17 protein-coding genes and 1 tRNA gene are annotated in these 16,210 nt (G+C 57.7%); 8 read left to right on the top strand and 10 right to left on the bottom strand.

Annotated features, from left to right (window positions below; genetic code table 11):
* Positions 1 to 9: 9 nt before the first annotated feature.
* Positions 10 to 1,143: a serine hydrolase domain-containing protein gene (locus DXH95_RS07150; RefSeq protein ID WP_115549448.1), complete on the top strand. Its 1,134-nt coding sequence runs from the start codon at positions 10 to 12 to the stop codon at positions 1,141 to 1,143.
* On the opposite strand, the gene DXH95_RS07145 is transcribed toward DXH95_RS07150, so the two are convergent.
* The 3 genes from DXH95_RS07145 to DXH95_RS07140 form a co-directional block, all read right to left on the bottom strand.
* Entirely contained in the window at positions 1,140 to 1,415 is a 276-nt protein-coding gene (locus DXH95_RS07145; protein ID WP_115548690.1) for a DUF3297 family protein, read from the bottom strand. The two genes, DXH95_RS07150 and DXH95_RS07145, sit on opposite strands and share 4 nt — an antisense overlap.
* Positions 1,416 to 1,456: 41 nt before the next feature.
* The gene (locus DXH95_RS16085) at positions 1,457 to 1,615 is read right to left on the bottom strand and encodes a hypothetical protein (RefSeq protein WP_181883590.1); all 159 of its coding nucleotides are present in this window, start codon (positions 1,613 to 1,615) and stop codon (positions 1,457 to 1,459) included.
* 77 nt (positions 1,616 to 1,692) lie between these two features.
* Positions 1,693 to 2,727, bottom strand: coding sequence for a DUF4424 family protein (locus tag DXH95_RS07140; protein WP_115548689.1), 1,035 nt, complete (start codon positions 2,725 to 2,727; stop codon positions 1,693 to 1,695).
* A 30-nt stretch (positions 2,728 to 2,757) separates the two neighbouring features.
* On the opposite strand from DXH95_RS07140, the gene DXH95_RS07135 reads away from it, so the two are divergent.
* Positions 2,758 to 3,966, top strand: a complete 1,209-nt coding sequence (locus tag DXH95_RS07135; RefSeq protein ID WP_115548688.1) for a BaiN/RdsA family NAD(P)/FAD-dependent oxidoreductase — start codon at positions 2,758 to 2,760, stop codon at positions 3,964 to 3,966.
* Positions 3,967 to 4,052: 86 nt separating this feature from the next.
* On the opposite strand, the gene DXH95_RS07130 is transcribed toward DXH95_RS07135, so the two are convergent.
* Together DXH95_RS07130 and DXH95_RS07125 are read right to left on the bottom strand one after the other, a co-directional pair.
* Positions 4,053 to 4,289 carry a helix-turn-helix domain-containing protein gene (locus tag DXH95_RS07130; RefSeq protein ID WP_115548687.1) on the bottom strand — a complete coding sequence of 79 codons (237 nt, stop codon included), beginning with the start codon at positions 4,287 to 4,289 and terminating at the stop codon, positions 4,053 to 4,055.
* Positions 4,289 to 4,768 (bottom strand): DUF2975 domain-containing protein, encoded by a 480-nt coding sequence (locus DXH95_RS07125; RefSeq protein WP_115548686.1) that lies wholly within the window; start codon positions 4,766 to 4,768, stop codon positions 4,289 to 4,291. Before DXH95_RS07125 ends, DXH95_RS07130 begins: the two co-directional genes overlap by 1 nt.
* Before the next feature lie 75 nt (positions 4,769 to 4,843).
* Between DXH95_RS07125 and DXH95_RS07120 the strand changes: the two genes are divergently transcribed.
* Together DXH95_RS07120 and DXH95_RS07115 are read left to right on the top strand one after the other, a co-directional pair.
* The gene (locus tag DXH95_RS07120) at positions 4,844 to 5,779 is read left to right on the top strand and encodes an ATP-binding cassette domain-containing protein (protein ID WP_115548685.1); all 936 of its coding nucleotides are present in this window, start codon (positions 4,844 to 4,846) and stop codon (positions 5,777 to 5,779) included.
* Positions 5,776 to 6,501 (top strand): ABC transporter permease, encoded by a 726-nt coding sequence (locus tag DXH95_RS07115; protein WP_115548684.1) that lies wholly within the window; start codon positions 5,776 to 5,778, stop codon positions 6,499 to 6,501. Before DXH95_RS07120 ends, DXH95_RS07115 begins: the two co-directional genes overlap by 4 nt.
* Positions 6,502 to 6,613: 112 nt before the next feature.
* On the opposite strand, the gene typA is transcribed toward DXH95_RS07115, so the two are convergent.
* Positions 6,614 to 8,434 (bottom strand): translational GTPase TypA, encoded by a 1,821-nt coding sequence (typA, locus tag DXH95_RS07110; protein WP_115548683.1) that lies wholly within the window; start codon positions 8,432 to 8,434, stop codon positions 6,614 to 6,616.
* Between the two features lie 87 nt (positions 8,435 to 8,521).
* Between typA and DXH95_RS07105 the strand changes: the two genes are divergently transcribed.
* Positions 8,522 to 9,490 (top strand): bile acid:sodium symporter family protein, encoded by a 969-nt coding sequence (locus DXH95_RS07105; RefSeq protein WP_239016569.1) that lies wholly within the window; start codon positions 8,522 to 8,524, stop codon positions 9,488 to 9,490.
* Here DXH95_RS07105 and DXH95_RS07100 read toward each other — a convergent pair.
* Both DXH95_RS07100 and DXH95_RS07095 read right to left on the bottom strand, forming a co-directional pair.
* Positions 9,477 to 11,984: an ABC transporter permease gene (locus DXH95_RS07100; RefSeq protein WP_115548682.1), complete on the bottom strand. Its 2,508-nt coding sequence runs from the start codon at positions 11,982 to 11,984 to the stop codon at positions 9,477 to 9,479. The genes DXH95_RS07105 and DXH95_RS07100 overlap by 14 nt on opposite strands.
* Positions 11,981 to 12,652, bottom strand: a complete 672-nt coding sequence (locus DXH95_RS07095) for an ABC transporter ATP-binding protein (RefSeq protein WP_115548681.1) — start codon at positions 12,650 to 12,652, stop codon at positions 11,981 to 11,983. Before DXH95_RS07095 ends, DXH95_RS07100 begins: the two co-directional genes overlap by 4 nt.
* 42 nt (positions 12,653 to 12,694) lie before the next feature.
* On the opposite strand from DXH95_RS07095, the gene DXH95_RS07090 reads away from it, so the two are divergent.
* From DXH95_RS07090 to DXH95_RS07080, 3 genes are all read left to right on the top strand, one after another.
* Positions 12,695 to 13,390: an arylesterase gene (locus tag DXH95_RS07090; protein ID WP_115548680.1), complete on the top strand. Its 696-nt coding sequence runs from the start codon at positions 12,695 to 12,697 to the stop codon at positions 13,388 to 13,390.
* Between the two features lie 111 nt (positions 13,391 to 13,501).
* Positions 13,502 to 14,713, top strand: coding sequence for a toxic anion resistance protein (locus DXH95_RS07085; protein ID WP_115548679.1), 1,212 nt, complete (start codon positions 13,502 to 13,504; stop codon positions 14,711 to 14,713).
* A gap of 3 nt (positions 14,714 to 14,716) precedes the next feature.
* Complete coding sequence (locus DXH95_RS07080; RefSeq protein ID WP_115548678.1) at positions 14,717 to 15,442, top strand: hypothetical protein; 726 nt, start codon at positions 14,717 to 14,719, stop codon at positions 15,440 to 15,442.
* 10 nt (positions 15,443 to 15,452) lie between these two features.
* On the opposite strand, the gene DXH95_RS07075 is transcribed toward DXH95_RS07080, so the two are convergent.
* On the bottom strand, positions 15,453 to 15,956 hold the full coding sequence (locus DXH95_RS07075; protein WP_147291697.1) for a hypothetical protein: 504 nt from the start codon (positions 15,954 to 15,956) through the stop codon (positions 15,453 to 15,455).
* Between the two features lie 179 nt (positions 15,957 to 16,135).
* Positions 16,136 to 16,209: transfer RNA gene (locus tag DXH95_RS07070), tRNA-Gln, on the bottom strand.
* Position 16,210: the final 1 nt, after the last annotated feature.

Below are 16,210 nucleotides of genomic sequence, written 5' to 3'. Positions count from 1 at the left end.
ATCCGCGCCATGCCTAGATACAAATTGCCTCTTGGCGCAACCGCCATTTCATTGCTGCTCGCAAGTTGCGGCGGTGAAGCCGAACCCAAGCCTGCGGACACTTTACCGGCGATTGAAAATATTGCCGATGATGCTGCCCCCGGGAAGACACGTCTTGCGTCGACCATCGCACCCTTTTTCGAGGATCCAGCGTTGGAGGAAACCCGCGCCATCGTCATTATGCATGGCGGCAGGGTGGTCGCAGAACGCTATGCGCCCGGTTACGGACCAGATAGCCGCCTGATCAGTTGGTCGATGGCAAAAAGTGTAACGGCCACGCTTATCGGCATGATGGTGGCGGATGGTTTGCTGGTACTCGATGATCCCGCTCCGGTTCCCGAATGGTCCAGTCCGGGCGATCCGCGTGCCAAGATTACATTGCGCCAATTGTTGCACATGTCATCGGGTCTCGATCACACCGAAATGGCGGAGGGCGACAAAGCCATATACGAAGCTGATACCACCCGCCTGCTGTTCCTTGATGGTCGTGAAAATGTCGCGCGCTATGCGGAGAAGCGCAACCTGGAGGCCGAACCGGGACGCCATTTTGAGTATTCCACCGCGACCAGCCACATATTGGCCGACATCATGACGCGGACATTGACTGACAGCAGCGATCCGGTCGTTCGACGCAATGCGATGCTCGAATATGCCCGTGGTCGTTTGTTTGAACCATTGGGTATGACCAGCGCGGTGCCGGAGTTTGATCGTAGCGGTACAATGCTGGGTGGCAGTATGATTCACGCTACCGCCCGGGATTGGGCAAAGTTCGGCGAATTTCTGCGCAACAATGGCTCGGTGCGCTCGGCGCAACTGCTACCAACCAGCTGGACGCGGTTCATGAAGATGTCGAGCGCCAACGATCCGGCCTATGGGGGGCATCTGTGGCTCAACAAAAGGCGGCCAGAGGGCAGGGATCAGGTTCTGTTCCCGGGAAAGGCTCCATCTGACGTTTTTGCGGCCCTCGGCCATCTGGGCCAGTTCGTGGTGGTTTCGCCACAACACCGTCTGACAATTGTTCGTCTCGGTAAGACGCAAGACGATCAACTTGATCCGATCAACGACCAGATCGCAAAATTGATTGCGATTTTCCCGAAAAGCTAGGCTTTGGCGACCGGGGCGTGGTCGCCCAAATCTTCGTACCAAGCCTCAACCGGTCCCTTCAGGGTCAGTTGCATCGGGCGGCCGTGACGGTCGCGGCTTTTGCCAGCGGAAACCTTTATCCAGCCTTCGGAAATGCAATATTCCTCAACCGTCGTCTTCTGCTCGCCCTTGAAGCGGATCCCGATGCCGCGCGACAGCGCGTCCTGATCGAAATATTCGCTGAAGGGGTGAATCGAAAGGCGGTCGGGCGGAAGATTATTGCTGTCAGTCATGGGCAGCGCCTTTGCCGCAAAGCCGCGCCGATGGCAATGGTTTAGCCGCTGCTATTCGCCGCCGGGATGATCCACATTATCGACAGCAGAACAATTGCCAGAAACAGCGATATGCCGAGAACATAGCGCACACCATGTTCCTTTACACCGCCGCTGGCTTCGGTTTCCGTCAGTTCGTCATGATCTTCGAAACGTTGCATGGGCAAATTTCCTTTCCGGAAAGCCCCCCGTATCGAGACTCATAGCACAGCTAGGCAGCAGATGCGAAACATTCGCATCATTGGGCATTGGGGTCGTAAAACTCCGCAATTAGAATCTGGATGTCGCGCGTAGGCTCGAAGTTGGACTTGCGAACCTCAAAGCGCGTCGGGCTGATCTTTTTCACCCCATCCATGCAGAAGCTGAGCAGATTGCCGGGCTTTTCCTTGTCGACCACAAGGCGGAAGTCCTTGATCGGGCCTTTCCAGTTGGCCCCTGATTTCAACACATAGTCCAGCCAGTGTTCGACATAAGCGACTCCATATTCATCGCCGCGCGCCTTGACTTTGGCGCGCTCCGCATATATGCGCTTGTCAAAGCCTTTGAGGAATGCGCTGTCGATACAGTAGGCGGCCTGATACTCCTTAAAATACTCGCTTTCCTTGCGATATTCGGGGGTTAGCATACCACCGACACTGCCACCCGCGATCGGCTTATAGCTATGTTCGACCGTGATCGTCTTGCCTGCAGGGAAGGCCTGTTTGCGCGTTACATGCGCCTGAATCTGCCAGTTCGGTGAATAATAATCACTGTCCGCCTCCTTGCGCAGCAGCCCCTCGGCAACCAGTGAATCCTTTTCGGCCTGGGTCAGCTTGTCGACATATTTCTCACTGAATTCATAATCATCCCAATGCTTGACTGGCCATCCCAGCGTCGTCAGGCGCGCCTCCACGCCTTTCGCATCGGGTTTGCCCGCTAGAGTTAGCACCTCGTGATAGCCGAGCTCTGCCGGCTTCCCGTCAACCAACGTTTTGAATTCCAGTTGCTCGCGCCAGTCGGAGAAGGACGGCGCGTCGATATAGCCTTCAATTCCATTCGGCAAAGGCGGCAGAGGAAAGCTTACCAGCGTTTCGACATCCTTGGCAGATGTGTTGGTGAAACGGTACTTCACCGTCACCAGCTGTCGCGAGAGAAACAGGTCTTCGCTGTCCATGCTGATAGCGTCATTGTGGGTCAGTTCTAGCCCGCCAAGCCCGATGGCGGCGCTACTATCATTGGCAAAGGACGGGGCGGCGGCCGCACCCAGAGCGAGCAAAGCGATAAATTTCTTCATCTATTCTCTATGCCATGCCAAGGCGTTTGGATGAAAGCCGGAAATTATGATGCGATCATCCTAGGCGCTGGCGGCGCAGGGCTGATGTGTGCCTTGACTGCGGGGCAGCGCGGGCGGCGGGTGCTGGTGATTGATCATGCCTCAGGTCCCGGCAAGAAAATCCTGATTTCCGGCGGCGGGCGCTGCAATTTCACCAATGTGAATGCGACCAGCCAGAATGCGCAAGAACGCTATATTTCTGCTAACCCGCATTTCGCCAAATCGGCGCTGGGGCGTTATGAGCCGCAGGATTTTATTGATCTGGTGGCATCGCACGGCATCGCCTTTCACGAAAAGACGCTGGGTCAGTTGTTTTGCGATGGCAGCGCTCGGCAAATCGTTTCGATGCTGATGGACGAATGTGACAAGGCTGTTGTGTTTGGCGGCCGCGTCGATTTTGCCTTTGGTCTGGATGTACGAGATGTGTCGCATGACGGCAGCAGTTTCCGCGTTGCCTATGGCAATCTGTCTGCAAATGCGCCGCGCCTGATTGTCGCGACGGGAGGACCCAGCATTCCCAAAATGGGCGCGACCGGATTTGCTTATGATCTCGCCCGCCAGTTCGGGTTGAAAATTGTCGAACCGCGCCCGGCGCTAGTGCCGCTGACGCTGGGCGGCGACGACGTACTGTTCCGCGAATTGTCGGGCGTGTCCGCCGAGGTGATTGCGACAGCCGGCAAGGCCGCTTTCCGCGAAGCCGCTTTATTCACGCATCGGGGGCTGTCAGGCCCCGCCATCCTGCAGGCCAGCAGCTATTGGTCCAATGGTGAGCCGATACAGATCGATTTCCTTCCAGAAGCCGATACGGGTGGGTTGTTGGCTGAGGCCAAACGCGCCAACCCGCGCGCGACGGTGCGTTCGACGCTCGAACGGCATTTGCCCGGGCGATTGGCAGAGGCGCTGGCAGGGCAGTTGGCGCTGAATGGCAACCTTGCCGACCAATCCGACCGCAAACTGGCCGAAGCGGGCGCGCGGCTGGATAACTGGATCTTCCACCCCAATGGCAGCGAGGGCTATGCCAAGGCCGAAGTCACCCGCGGCGGCATTGCCACCGATGGCCTCTCGCAAAAGACGCTGGAGGCCAAAACCGTCCCCGGCCTGCACTTCATCGGCGAAGCTGTCGATGTCACCGGCTGGCTGGGCGGCTATAACTTCCAATGGGCCTGGGCGAGTGGGACCGCTGCTGCCTTGGCGGTGTAGCGGCAACAGAATGCCTTGGGCGGGGAAGTCGGTGTAGTTGCTAAAAAACGCATCAAGTTTTGGGTCACGATAATTAATCGATTGCGCTAGCTATCTTCTGATGCTTCGATGTCGGCAGGATCATAGTCATAATCGATCAAATCACCCGGGCGGCAGTTGAGAATTGCACAGAGCCTCGCCAGTGTCGAAAATCGAATTCCCCGTACCTTACCCGAACGGAATAACGACAGCTGGGTTTCGCTAAGACCTACCTCTTTTGCCAACTGCTTTCCCGTTATTCCCCGGCTAGTCAGCACTGCATCCAATGTGATCTGGATTGGCATTAGAGAATCTCATCCAGTTCAGAACGCATATCTGCGGCTTGTTCGAGCAAGCGAGCCAAAATGGCAAGCAAGAGGCCGACCAGTCCGACTGCGATGGCTGCGGGATCAAAAGCTGCCAGTCCACCGAAGTGGTTTCCAAGCATTGCCCGTTGCAGCAACGGGCTGATCAAGACAGAGGATACTGCCCCTAAGGCTAGTGCCCAACCCACACGTGTGAGCATCTTTGGTAAGAGTCGGTCGAATGTCACGCCTTGTGCAAGTTGCGAAGTCGCCAAGCGCATCGACCATATCGCAGCCAGATAAAAGACAATTGGCAAGCGAACCAGCAAGACAAAGCCTAGCGCTTGTCGGGATGAGGATGCCTGTAATGCCAAATACAGGTCCAGTCCGATCACGCTGATGAGCAGGAGGAGAACGGAACTTATGAGTGGCCGAAGCCATAAGCTCCACCTCGCAATCGGTGTACCTGAGCGCGCCATAATTTAACCTTGACTTAAATTTTTAGAGCCCAGATACTTTAACTTAGAGTTAAATAATATGAAAGGGTTTTTCGCATGTTGGCAATCGAAACCCGCGCCTTATGCAAGCGCTACGGTGCCTGCATGGTTGTGGAAGATGTATCGCTGAACGTCCCGCAGGGTTGTGTGTACGGGTTTCTAGGTCCCAACGGGTCAGGGAAAACCACCACTATGCGGCTGTTGCTAGGTTTGCTGAAGCCAGATGGCGGCACCATTCACCTAAATGGCCATGATTTGAGACGGCACAGCAGGATGGCGCTAGCGCACGTTGGCGCATTTGTTGAAAGCACCTCGCTTTACGAGCATCTGGATGCCCGTTCCAATCTTCAGATTACCTGCCATCTTCTTGAAATTCCCTTGGCTGATGTCGATCGCGTTTTGGAAATTGTCGAATTGCGCGCCGATGCAAAGGCCCGTGTTGGCACCTTTTCGTTGGGGATGAAGCAAAGGCTGGCGCTGGCCCGCGCATTGCTCGGAAGCCCGCGTCTGTTGTTGCTTGACGAGCCCACCAACGGACTCGATCCTGACGGAATCGTCGCAATGCGGGAGTTAATTCGACAGCTGCCTGGACAGATTGGCGGGACGGTATTTGTGTCGAGCCATATGCTCGCCGAGGTTCAACAGATCGCGCATCATGCCGGATTGATGCTCAATGGCCGACTCATCATTCAGAATGATGTACGGTCGCTGCTTGGGACTGACCAGATTGTAGCAATAACCGTTGACGACGCTGTTCTTGCCAAAGCCGTGCTGGAGGCAAAAGGCATGACTGTCGAGCAGGACGCTAACTCGATCCTGCGTCTATATTGTTCGGACAGTTGTTCACCTAGTCAGCAGGCATCGGCTGCCAACCGCGCTTTGATCGAAGCGGGACTTCAAGTTGCGGCGATTGCGCCTGAAGAACGAACGCTCGAAGACGTCTATCGCAATGCCATTGCCCGACATCCAGCCGGTGAAAGGCAAGCGGCATGATTCGCATGATTTTTGTTGAACTGCAAAAACTGAAGGGCTCGCTTGCGTTGGCACTGGCTCTGCTTGCGCCAGCCTTGCCGGGGTTTTTGGCGTTCCTGTCGTTGCTGAACGCAAAAAGTTCGCCGAGATGGGCGTCTGTTCTTGGGGAATTTGTTCTGCCGCTTTGGGCGTTGTTTCTGCTGCCTATGGTCATCGCGGCATTCACGACTTTGGTCGGCCAGATCGAATATCGCACGCGCGGCTGGGATCACATCCTCGCACTGCCAGTCCCGCGTTGGCGAATATTCACGGCAAAGACGGTTGTTATTCTAGCTGCCAATTTGGCGATGACTATTCTTGTATTGGTCTACGCTTGGGCCGGTGCGGCGATGGGCGGTGCGTTAGGCGGTTATGCGCCTGTCGGGCCGTTTCCGTGGGCCAGCATATCAGAACGGGTGGGCTGGTTGCTGGCAAGTTCCACTATGCTGGTGGTGATTCAAACATGGGTCGCACTTCGATTCGGGAGTTTTGTTGTGCCATTGAGCGTCGGGATCGCTGGTACGCTGGTTACTTTGGCCGTAGCTATGACTCGAACCGAGGAAGCCAACTGGTTCCCTTGGGTATTACCGCAGCGCGCCATGCTGTTGCCCGATCCACTCCCGGTGGCGGTTTTGGGTGGCAGCGGCGGCGCGTGCCTGTTGGTCCTGATGGTGATTGATTTGTCTCGTCGACAATTCCGCTGAACGGCCAGAGCTTGGGGCCCAAACCTCTTTGGCAAGCCCATTAGCTATCAAGAAAAATCCGCGGCGGTCCTAGGGGCCGTCGCGGATATGTTATTTGTCAATCTATTGGCCGTCAGGCCGCCTCTTTCTTCCGGCTTGCCTTCTTGCGCTCATGCGGGTCGAGCAGGGCCTTGCGGATGCGGATATTCTTCGGCGTTACCTCGACCATTTCGTCATCGTCGATATAGGCGATGGCCTGTTCCAGCGTCATCACCTTGGGCGGGGTCAGGCGGATGGCATCGTCTTTGCCGGTCGAACGGAAGTTGGTCAGCTGCTTCGACTTCATCGGGTTGACTTCAAGGTCATCGGGCTTCGCATTTTCACCGATGATCATGCCTTCATACAGCGCCTCACCGGGCGAGACGAACAGGATGCCGCGCTCTTCCAAGGGGCCGAGGGCGTAAGCGACGGCCTCGCCATTGCCGTTCGAAATCAGAACGCCATTTTTGCGGCCTTCGATCGGGCCGCGATAGGGGCCATATTTTTCGAACAGGCGGTTCATGATGCCAGTGCCGCGCGTGTCGGACAGGAATTCACCATGATAACCAATCAGACCCCGAGAGGGGGCGCTGAAGGTGATACGCGTCTTGCCACCGCCCGAGGGGCGCATGTCTGTCATTTCGCCTTTGCGGACGGCCATTTTCTCGACAACGGTGCCCGAATGTTCATCGTCAACGTCGATGACGACGGTTTCATAAGGTTCGGTGCGGTTGCCGGCCTCGTCTTCGCGATAAAGCACGCGCGGCCGGCTGATGCCGAGTTCGAAACCTTCGCGGCGCATTGTTTCAATAAGAACGCCGAGCTGCAATTCGCCACGACCGGCAACTTCAAAGCTGTCGCGGTCTTCGGATTCGGTGACGCGAATAGCGACGTTGCTCTCGGCTTCGCGCAACAGGCGGTCGCGGATCATGCGGCTCGTCACCTTGGTGCCTTCACGGCCCGCCATGGGGCTGTCATTCACTGAAAAGCGCATCGAAAGCGTCGGCGGATCGATCGGCTGCGCATGCAGCGGTTCGGTCACGCTGGGTTCGGCAATCGTATCGGCCACGGTCGCGGTGGTCAGACCGGCGATCGAGATGATGTCGCCTGCCTTGGCTTCATCAACAGGAACGCGTTCGAGCCCGCGGAACGACATGATTTTAGAAGCGCGCCCGGTTTCAACGACCTTGCCGTCAGGAGACAGTGCGTGGATCTGCTGGTTCACCTTGACGGTGCCCGACAGCACCAAGCCGGTCAGGATACGGCCGAGGAAATTGTCACGATCGAGCAGAGTGACGAGCATTTTAAACTCGCCATCGGCATCAGCCTTGGGTTCAGGAACATGGCGGACGATCGTTTCGAACATCGGCGTCAGCGTGCCTTCGCGGCGGGCTGGGTCTTCCGACGCATAACCGTTGCGGCCCGAGGCATAGAGCACGGGGAAGTCGAGCTGCTCGTCAGTTGCATCGAGCGACACGAACAGGTCGAACACTTCGTCGAGCACTTCCTGGATACGTTCATCAGGGCGATCGACCTTGTTGACCACGACGATCGGGCGCAGGCCCAATGCGAGCGCTTTGCCGGTGACGAACTTGGTCTGCGGCATCGCGCCTTCGGACGAATCGACCAGCAGGATGACACCGTCGACCATGCTCAGGATACGCTCTACTTCGCCACCAAAGTCGGCGTGGCCCGGCGTATCAACAATATTGATCCGCGTGCCTTCCCATTCGACGCTGGTGCATTTCGCCAGAATCGTGATCCCGCGTTCCTTTTCCAGATCGTTCGAATCCATCGCCCGCTCTTCGACGCGCTGGTTGTCGCGAAAGGTGCCCGACTGGCGGAAAAGCTGGTCAACGAGGGTGGTTTTGCCATGATCGACGTGCGCGATGATGGCGATATTACGCAGGGACATTTATCTAGCCTTTTGGGAGTGCGGTGCACAGGCACCGTCAATTGCGCGGGCCCTTAGCTTAGTTTGTGCACTGCGGCAAGGATTGCTATGCGCATCGCCATGATTTCACGCCTGATCCCCGACCGCTTTGTGCTCCTGCTTCTGGCCGCGGTGCTGCTTGGCTGGCTGCTGCCAGTGTCGGGGCGGGGGTTGGCGATTGCGCAAGATGTTAGTTTCGTCAGTATATTCGCGCTGTTTTTCCTTCACGGATTGCGGCTGCCGCGTCACGAAGTGGTCAAGGCGGCCCGTAGCTGGAAAGTACAGGGGGCGATGCTGTCCTTCAGTTTTGTTGTCCTGCCGCTGGCCGGGTTGGCGCTCGCGAAGGGAGCAGGGTGGATGCTGCCTGCTGCTTTGGCGACGGGATTGGTGTATTGTGCGATGCTGCCATCAACGGTGCAGTCGGCGATCAGTTACAGCTCTATGGGTGGCGGCAATGTGGCAGCGTCGGTGGTAGGCGCGGCGCTATCTAACCTTTCGGGTATTATTTTGACACCGGCGCTGGTCGCTCTGGTGCTGGGAGCAGCATCCGGCGTGACAATTGGAAGCGATACGATCATCCGCATCGCAACCATGTTGCTATTGCCCTTTGCCCTTGGCCAGATAGCGCAGGGCTGGCTCGGCGGTTGGGCACATCGACAAAAGGCGATGCTGTCGTTCTTTGACAGACTGGTGATCCTGATCGCGGTCTATGTTGCCTTCGCCGGGGCTGTGAATTCGGGCAGCCTGTCTGCGCTCGATTTGGGGACAATGGCCGCGCTATGCGCATTGCTTGGCGTGCTGCTGGCTTTTGCCTTTGCAGGGGCGTGGTTTTTCGGAGGCGTGTTAGGGCTGGATCGCGCGGATCGTGTCAGCCTTGTTTTCGCCGGTGCGCAAAAGAGCATTGCGACCGGGGCGCCGATGGCCGCGATCCTGTTTGGTGCTTCAGCTGGGCTGATCGTGCTGCCCGCCATCATCTATCATATGGCGCAATTGCTGCTGTCTGCACCGCTGGCGGCGCGCTTGGCTAGAGGTTCCTGAGCGCTTCGGCGGGACGTGCGGCCAATATTGGCAAGGAGCCTAGCATACCCAGCGCAAAGGTAAGTCCGGCGCCGCCGATCAGCGTCCACGCCAGCGTCGCAGGGTCCGGGGCGAAGGTGAAATCGAAGATTTGCACAATCACATACCAGCCCGCACCCAGCCCAAGCGCCAGCGCGACAAGACCGAGCACGACAGCGAGAATCGCATATTCCAGCGCCTGCGCACCCAATATCTGCCGCCGCGTCGCACCGAGCAGCTTCATGATGACGCTGTCGTAAACGCGGCTCTGCCGGGCTGCAGCAATTGCGCCGACGAGCACGGCAATGCCGGCAAGAATGGCGATGGAAGCTGCGGCCGCGATCGCCTGCGCCATTTGCTGCAATAAGACCGTTACCTGGCTCACAACTTCTCCGACCTCGATCAACGAGGAAGACGGGAAGGCGGGTGGTATCGATTTGGCCAGTGCGCGTTCGGCCTTGGCCGGAACCGTCAGTGTCGCGACCATGCTATGCGGCGCGGCATCGAAGGTGCCGGGTGAGAAAACCAGCGCATAGTTGAGCCCGAAATTCTCCCACTTCACTTCGCGTAACGATGCGATTTTGGTGGGGATTTCGACGCCGAGGACGCTGACGGTTAAGCTGTCGCCAACGCCGACGTTGAGTGACTCCGCCACGCGCACGTCGAGCGACACCAAAGCTGGACCTTTATAGTCAGCTGGCCACCATTCGCCCGCGATAACCTCGCTGCCTTCTGGAACAATGGGACTGTAAGTCAGGCCCCGGTCGCCGTTGAGCACCCAAGCGCCTTCGGGAAGTTCTTCAAGTTGATCGACACGCTGCTCGCCGAATTCGACGATGGTACCGCGCAAGGAGGGGATGAGGTTGATTTCGGCATCAGGCGCTTCCTTGCGGACCATCGCCGAGAATTCTTCCGTCCGCTCGCGCGGGATATCGAGCGCGAAAAAGCTCGGGGCGCGTTCGGGGACGCTGTTCTGGATTTCGTTGTTGATGCTGGTCTGGATCGCCGCCAGCGTAACGAACAGGGTGAGGCCAAGCCCCAGCGCGATCACCAGCGCCTGTGTGTGCGATCCTGGGCGATGCAGGTTGGTAAGAGCCAAACGCGGCAATGGGGCCTTGGGGCGGGGTATGCGCAACGCGACCGCCCGCATTACCCAGGCAATCGCCCCAAGCAGCAGCAGTAAGGCGAAAGCCGCGCCAATGAAGCCCAACGAGAAAATCGGTTCGCGGGCGGTTCCGACCGCCAGTGCCACTATCGCTACAATGCAAGCTGTTACCCAGATGGCTGTACGGCGGTCGATGCGTTTGGCGCCTTCGACGACCGAACGGTACAATCCGGCGGCGGGCACGGTGCGGGCACGGGCGAGGGGAGGGAGAGCGAAGGCGAAGGCAATCAGCAGACCGTAAATCGCGCTAATGATGAGAGGCAGGGGGTGCAGGGTGAAACCGGGCGCAACCGGCAGGATATCGCCTGCTACCCAGCCTATCGCCATCGGCATGACACTGCCTACCGCAAGCCCGACAACGATGGCCGCAATCGCCACTGCGAAAATCTGAAGCATATAGATGCGGAAAATAATGCCGCTATCCGCGCCGGTGACCTTCAGCGTGGCGATGCCCGGGCGTTTGCTTTCCAGATAGCTGCCCACGCCGTTACCCACACCGATGCCCGCAATCACCAATGCAGCAAGGCCGACGAGAGTCAGAAACTGCCCCATGCGTTCGATGAAACGACGTGTGCCAGGTGCACCGTTCGAACGGTCGGTGATGTCCCAAGCGGCAGATGGAAATTGCTTTTCGAGCGATTTGGCGACCGCTTCCGGGTCCGCGCTTGCCAGCAATTTGATGCGGTACTTGCTTTCGAACATGCTGCCGGGCTGGATGAGCTTTGTATCGTCAAGCGAATCCGGCGCGACGATTGCCACAGGCCCCAATGTGAAGCCCTCGCCAAGTCGATCAGGTTCCTCCGCGATGATCCCGCTTACCTTGAAACTGGCTTCGCCAAATCGGACAGCGCCGCCATTCGCTAAGTTGAAGCGATCGGCCAGGGCTTCGCCAATATAGATTTCACCGCGTGCCGGTGCGGATGCGACTTTACCGCCTTGCAACAGAAACTTGCCATAAAGCGGATAGGCATTGTCTACGGATTTCAACTCGGCAAGCACGCTGTCGCTGCCTTCCGGGCCGATCGCCATGGCGCGCAGGCGGACCGTTTCCGAGACTGTCCCGACCGCCGCAAAGGCCTTCAACTCAGCCTCACTCGCTTCGCGCTGGGCGATGCCGATTTCGATATCGCCGCCAAGGATGGTCTGGCCGCGGCGTGACAACTCCTCGGTGATGCTTGATGTCAGGCTGCCAATGGCTGCCAGCGTGGCAACGCCGAGGAAAAGGCAAACCGCTAGCAAACGTAATCCGCGGATGCGGGCTGAAAGGTCGCGGCGGGCTATGCGCCATAGGCTGGCCAGCGAGAGGCTCAAGCGGCGCTCTCCACCACATGGCCATCCTGCATGGCGATTACGCGATCACAACGTGCGGCCAAGGCTGGATCATGGGTGATGATCAGCAGTGTCGCTCCGAGCGCGGCCCGCCGTTCAAACAACAGGTCGATTATCGATGAGCCCGTTGAGCCATCGAGATTGCCGGTAGGTTCATCGGCGAAGATGATCTTGGGAGCTGCGGCCATCGCCCGCGCGATCGCCACGCGCTGCTGTTCACCGCCTGATAGCTGCGAGGGATAATGGGCGAGGCGGTGACCGAGGCCGACCGCTTCCAATTCCTTGGCCGCACGTCCGAAAGGATCGTCTATGCCGGCAAGCTCCATTGGCACGGCGACATTTTCCAGCGCAGTCATTGTGGGCAGCAGGTGAAAAGCCTGCAACACAATGCCGATGCGTCCGCGTCGTGCCCGCGCCAGTTCATCCTCGTCCAGTTCAGTAAAATTAAGGCCATCGACCACAACTGAACCACCACTGGCCCTCTCCAGCCCCGCCAACACCGCCATCAGGGAGCTCTTACCAGAACCCGAAGGCCCAAGCAGTGCAACGCTGACGCCATAGGGCACCTCAAGGTCCACTCCGCGCAAAATCGAAACCGGCGCATCGCTGGCGCCAAGCGTGAGGGTGACATTCGACGCCCGTATCGCCATATCGGGCGCGTCAGATTTTGATGCGGACAAGGAGAGTTCCTTATGAAGACGAATTTTGCCCTATATGGTGTGGCCTTACTGCTTGTCCAAGCCCTTGCTGCATGCGGGTCTTCACCCGTAACCGTGCCCAAGGAAGAAACAGCACAAAATGCACCTGCCAAGGCGGAAGCTATACAATATGACAAGCTTATCGTTGCCTTTGGGGACAGCCTGTATGCGGGGTATCGTCTCGGTCCGACGGAAGGGCTCGCACCGCAGCTTCAAGTCGCGCTCGAAAAGGCCGGCATAAAAGCGCGCGTGCACAATGCTGGGGTGTCGGGAGACACCACTGCAGCGGGCAAGCAACGCCTGACCTTTGTGCTCGATAATCTGGAAAAGAAGCCTGATCTGGTAGTGTTAGGGCTGGGCGGAAACGACATGTTGCGCGGTATTCAGCCCAAGGAAACTGAGGCGAACCTAAAGGCCATGCTCGACGAACTCAAGAAACGCGACATCGATGTGGTGCTTACGGGGATGCTCGCAGCCCCCAATTTGGGGCCCGATTATGCGAACGCTTTCAACCCGATCTTTCCCAAGCTGGCGAAGCAATATGGCGCGCCGCTTTATCCCTTTTTCCTCGACGGTGTGGTTGCCGATCCCAAGCTGATGTTGCCCGATAATATTCACCCCAACGCGCAAGGTGTGGCGAAGGTCGTCGACGGCCTTGCGCCTCTTGTCGAAAAGGCGCTCCAGCCCTGATTCAACAGGTGTATTAAAAAAATAACACACCAAAGACCGGATTTGCTTGAAATCGCAATAACTGCGTTCCATTTATCCCCTGATATCATTGCCTGAGGAGGATCGACCCCCATGTCGACCAATGAAACCCTGACTGCCACCGAAACCGAGCTGAAGCTCACCCCGCCTGATCCGGTGCCGCCGATCGCTGCCGAAAAGGCGGTTGGGCTGGTTCCGGTTGAGGATGAGGTAAAGGGAAAGCTCGCCGAAAAGGTCGAAGGCTATATCGCCGACCTGCTAGCGCAGGATGTGAACAGCCCGGAATTTGGCAAGCGCGTTGACCAGCTTACCAATATGGGGCGTAAGGAAATCATGGAGGCGGCCGGCCAATCGAACCGCTTTCTCGATCGACCGATCCGCCAGATGGACGAAACGTCCGGCGTCGGTGCTGACCTTGCCGAACTGCGTCGTACCGTTGAAGATCTGGATCCGTCTAAACGCGGCAACCTGACGACCAAGCAGAAGCTGTTTGGCATCATCCCCTGGGGCAACAAGCTGCGCAACTATTTCGACAGCTATCAGAGCGCGCAGGGCCATATCAGCTCGATCCTCGGCCGCCTTGCAAATGGCAAGGATGAGTTACTGATGGATAATGCTGCAATCGACGTTGAGCGGCAGAATCTGTGGAAGGCGATGGGCAAGCTCGAGCAGATGATCCTGATATCGAAGCAGCTCGACGGGCGGCTGGAGGAGAAGGCCGCTGAACTGGAGCTTTCTGATCCAGCCAAGGCGAAGGCGATCCGAGAAACCGCACTCTTCTACGTCCGCCAGCGCCATCAGGATTTGCTGACGCAAATGGCTGTGACGGTGCAGGGCTATCTGGCGATGGACCTGGTCAAGAAGAACAATGTCGAACTGGTAAAGGGCGTCGATCGGGCGTCGACCACCACTGTCGGTGCTTTGCGCACGGCAGTGACGGTTGCGCAGGCGATGACCAACCAGCGTCTGGTGCTCGGCCAGATTACTGCCCTCAACACCACGACCGCCAATATCATCGACAGCACTGGCAAGCTGCTGCGCGAAAATACGGCAGCCATCCACGAACAGGCAGCGGCTTCGACCATTCCGCTCGAAACGCTGAGCCGCGCGTTCCAAAATATCTACGACACGATGGACGCGATCGATACCTTCAAGGTCAAGGCGCTGGAAAGCATGAAGCAGACGTCCGAAGCACTTGAAAAGGAAGTCGAAAAATCGAAGGGTTATATCGCGCGTGCAGAAGGTGCAGCGCAGGCCAAATTGGGCGCGACCGAAACCAACCTGTTGAGCTCGCTGGAGGCGTAAAACTTGGTAAGCCCTGCTACCCAGTCGGATGAAATACTCGAAAGCGCGCGCCGTTCGTTGAAACGGGTCCGCATGGGGCCGCCCATCGGGACAAAGTCGCGGGCGCTGCGCAGGGCGCATTTCTTCGGCAAATTAGCGCGAACGGGCGTAGCGGTCGGGGTGTTGCTGATTGGGGCCGGTATCATCGGCGCAATCCTGGATGGCATAGGCTTTTGGGGGGTGATGATTACCGGCGTGCTGGGCGCTGCAGCGGTTTATGCGCTGATGCGCTATCCCGAAATGCCGATGCCAACCACAGAGTCTCTGCGCCAAACCGATCTGGGCACGCTCGCGGGCAAGACAGAAATCTGGCTGGAGGTGCAACGCCCGGCTCTCCCCGCACCCGCCATCCCGTTGGTGCAAAATATCGGCTTGCGGCTCGATGCGCTGGCGCCTCAATTGCAAACGCTGGCCGAAACCGATCCTGCCTCGCGCGAAGTGCGCAAGCTGGTGGGCGAACATCTGCCCGAACTGATCAATGGCTATAAGCGCATCCCCGAACCATTGAGGCGGCAGGACAATGGCGGCAAGACGCCCGAGCAGCAACTTGTCGACGGGTTGAAACTGATCGACCGCGAAATCGAAACAATGACCGGTCAGATCGCCCGCGGCGAACTCGACAAGCTGGCAACGCGCGGTCGTTTTCTGGAAATCCGCTATGATGGGGCAGGGGAGGAAACTGGCGCCTAGACGCGCTCGCCTATTTCAGCCCTTGGCCAGGCATCCATCGCTTGTCGCATTTTTTCATCACTCCGGGGATGATCCGGCGCGCGACTTGCACGTCCTGAGCGGTTCCTAAAATCGCGCGTTTCTCAGGTAGATTGCCGGCAAAATCTTGCCCGAAAGCAGAGGCGATTATTGGGGTGCTCGCATTTGTCGGCACGACCATGTAAATCAACGCATTGTGGCCGCGCCGATAGATCTTTTTTGTCTTGTCGGCATAAACCTGCGTGTCGGCTGGTTCGATCTTTGCAGTGCCTTTTGATTCATAGAACCACCATGTGCCTTTGGGACCGGTAATCGTCATGCTGACGCTGTTGGCCCCGGCACCGGTCGCTTCTGCGATTTCACCGGATTCAAGTTCGACGGTCGAATAGAGGCCGCATACCTTGACATTCTTTGTCGCAGCCTGTGCTGGCGCGTAAGGTGCGCCAAAATATGTAGCAGTTGCCATCGCAACGATCAGAAAGCGTCCACCCACCATAGCCATAACTCCATCAATCGCTTCATTGTCCTCGACACATTAGGCTATTGATTTCTTATGACCAAAGCTGCGGGGGTACTAGCACACCCATGGGATATTTCGGGATTTGGTTCTCAGAGCGCTAAGGCCCAGCCGCCTCAGTTTCGAGCAGCTTTCCGACAGGCAACGATATGGAAAAATGGTTCCCCGGTAAGGATTCGAACCTCAATAGACGGAGTCAGAGTCCGTAGTCTTACCGTTAGACGACCGGGGAA

It is taken from the genome of Sphingorhabdus pulchriflava (assembly GCF_003367235.1).
GTDB lineage: Bacteria > Pseudomonadota > Alphaproteobacteria > Sphingomonadales > Sphingomonadaceae > Sphingorhabdus_B > Sphingorhabdus_B pulchriflava.
The sequence above is the reverse complement of the archived record's forward strand: the minus strand, read 5'-3'. Positions and strand labels throughout refer to the sequence as shown.

What these genes read in the sequence shown, in the direction of transcription:
- DXH95_RS07075 (WP_147291697.1), bottom strand. Translation starts at nt 15,956, where the DNA reads ATGGTGGGTGGACGCTTTCTGATCGTTGCGATGGCAACTGCTACATAT.
- DXH95_RS07135 (WP_115548688.1), top strand. Translation starts at nt 2,758, where the DNA reads ATGAAAGCCGGAAATTATGATGCGATCATCCTAGGCGCTGGCGGCGCA.
- DXH95_RS07095 (WP_115548681.1), bottom strand. Translation starts at nt 12,652, where the DNA reads ATGGCGATACGGGCGTCGAATGTCACCCTCACGCTTGGCGCCAGCGAT.
- DXH95_RS07150 (WP_115549448.1), top strand. Translation starts at nt 10, where the DNA reads ATGCCTAGATACAAATTGCCTCTTGGCGCAACCGCCATTTCATTGCTG.
- typA (WP_115548683.1), bottom strand. Translation starts at nt 8,434, where the DNA reads ATGTCCCTGCGTAATATCGCCATCATCGCGCACGTCGATCATGGCAAA.
- DXH95_RS16085 (WP_181883590.1), bottom strand. Translation starts at nt 1,615, where the DNA reads ATGCAACGTTTCGAAGATCATGACGAACTGACGGAAACCGAAGCCAGC.
- DXH95_RS07115 (WP_115548684.1), top strand. Translation starts at nt 5,776, where the DNA reads ATGATTCGCATGATTTTTGTTGAACTGCAAAAACTGAAGGGCTCGCTT.
- DXH95_RS07105 (WP_239016569.1), top strand. Translation starts at nt 8,522, where the DNA reads ATGCGCATCGCCATGATTTCACGCCTGATCCCCGACCGCTTTGTGCTC.
- DXH95_RS07120 (WP_115548685.1), top strand. Translation starts at nt 4,844, where the DNA reads ATGTTGGCAATCGAAACCCGCGCCTTATGCAAGCGCTACGGTGCCTGC.
- DXH95_RS07140 (WP_115548689.1), bottom strand. Translation starts at nt 2,727, where the DNA reads ATGAAGAAATTTATCGCTTTGCTCGCTCTGGGTGCGGCCGCCGCCCCG.
- DXH95_RS07130 (WP_115548687.1), bottom strand. Translation starts at nt 4,289, where the DNA reads ATGCCAATCCAGATCACATTGGATGCAGTGCTGACTAGCCGGGGAATA.
- DXH95_RS07125 (WP_115548686.1), bottom strand. Translation starts at nt 4,768, where the DNA reads ATGGCGCGCTCAGGTACACCGATTGCGAGGTGGAGCTTATGGCTTCGG.
- DXH95_RS07145 (WP_115548690.1), bottom strand. Translation starts at nt 1,415, where the DNA reads ATGACTGACAGCAATAATCTTCCGCCCGACCGCCTTTCGATTCACCCC.
- DXH95_RS07090 (WP_115548680.1), top strand. Translation starts at nt 12,695, where the DNA reads ATGAAGACGAATTTTGCCCTATATGGTGTGGCCTTACTGCTTGTCCAA.
- DXH95_RS07085 (WP_115548679.1), top strand. Translation starts at nt 13,502, where the DNA reads ATGTCGACCAATGAAACCCTGACTGCCACCGAAACCGAGCTGAAGCTC.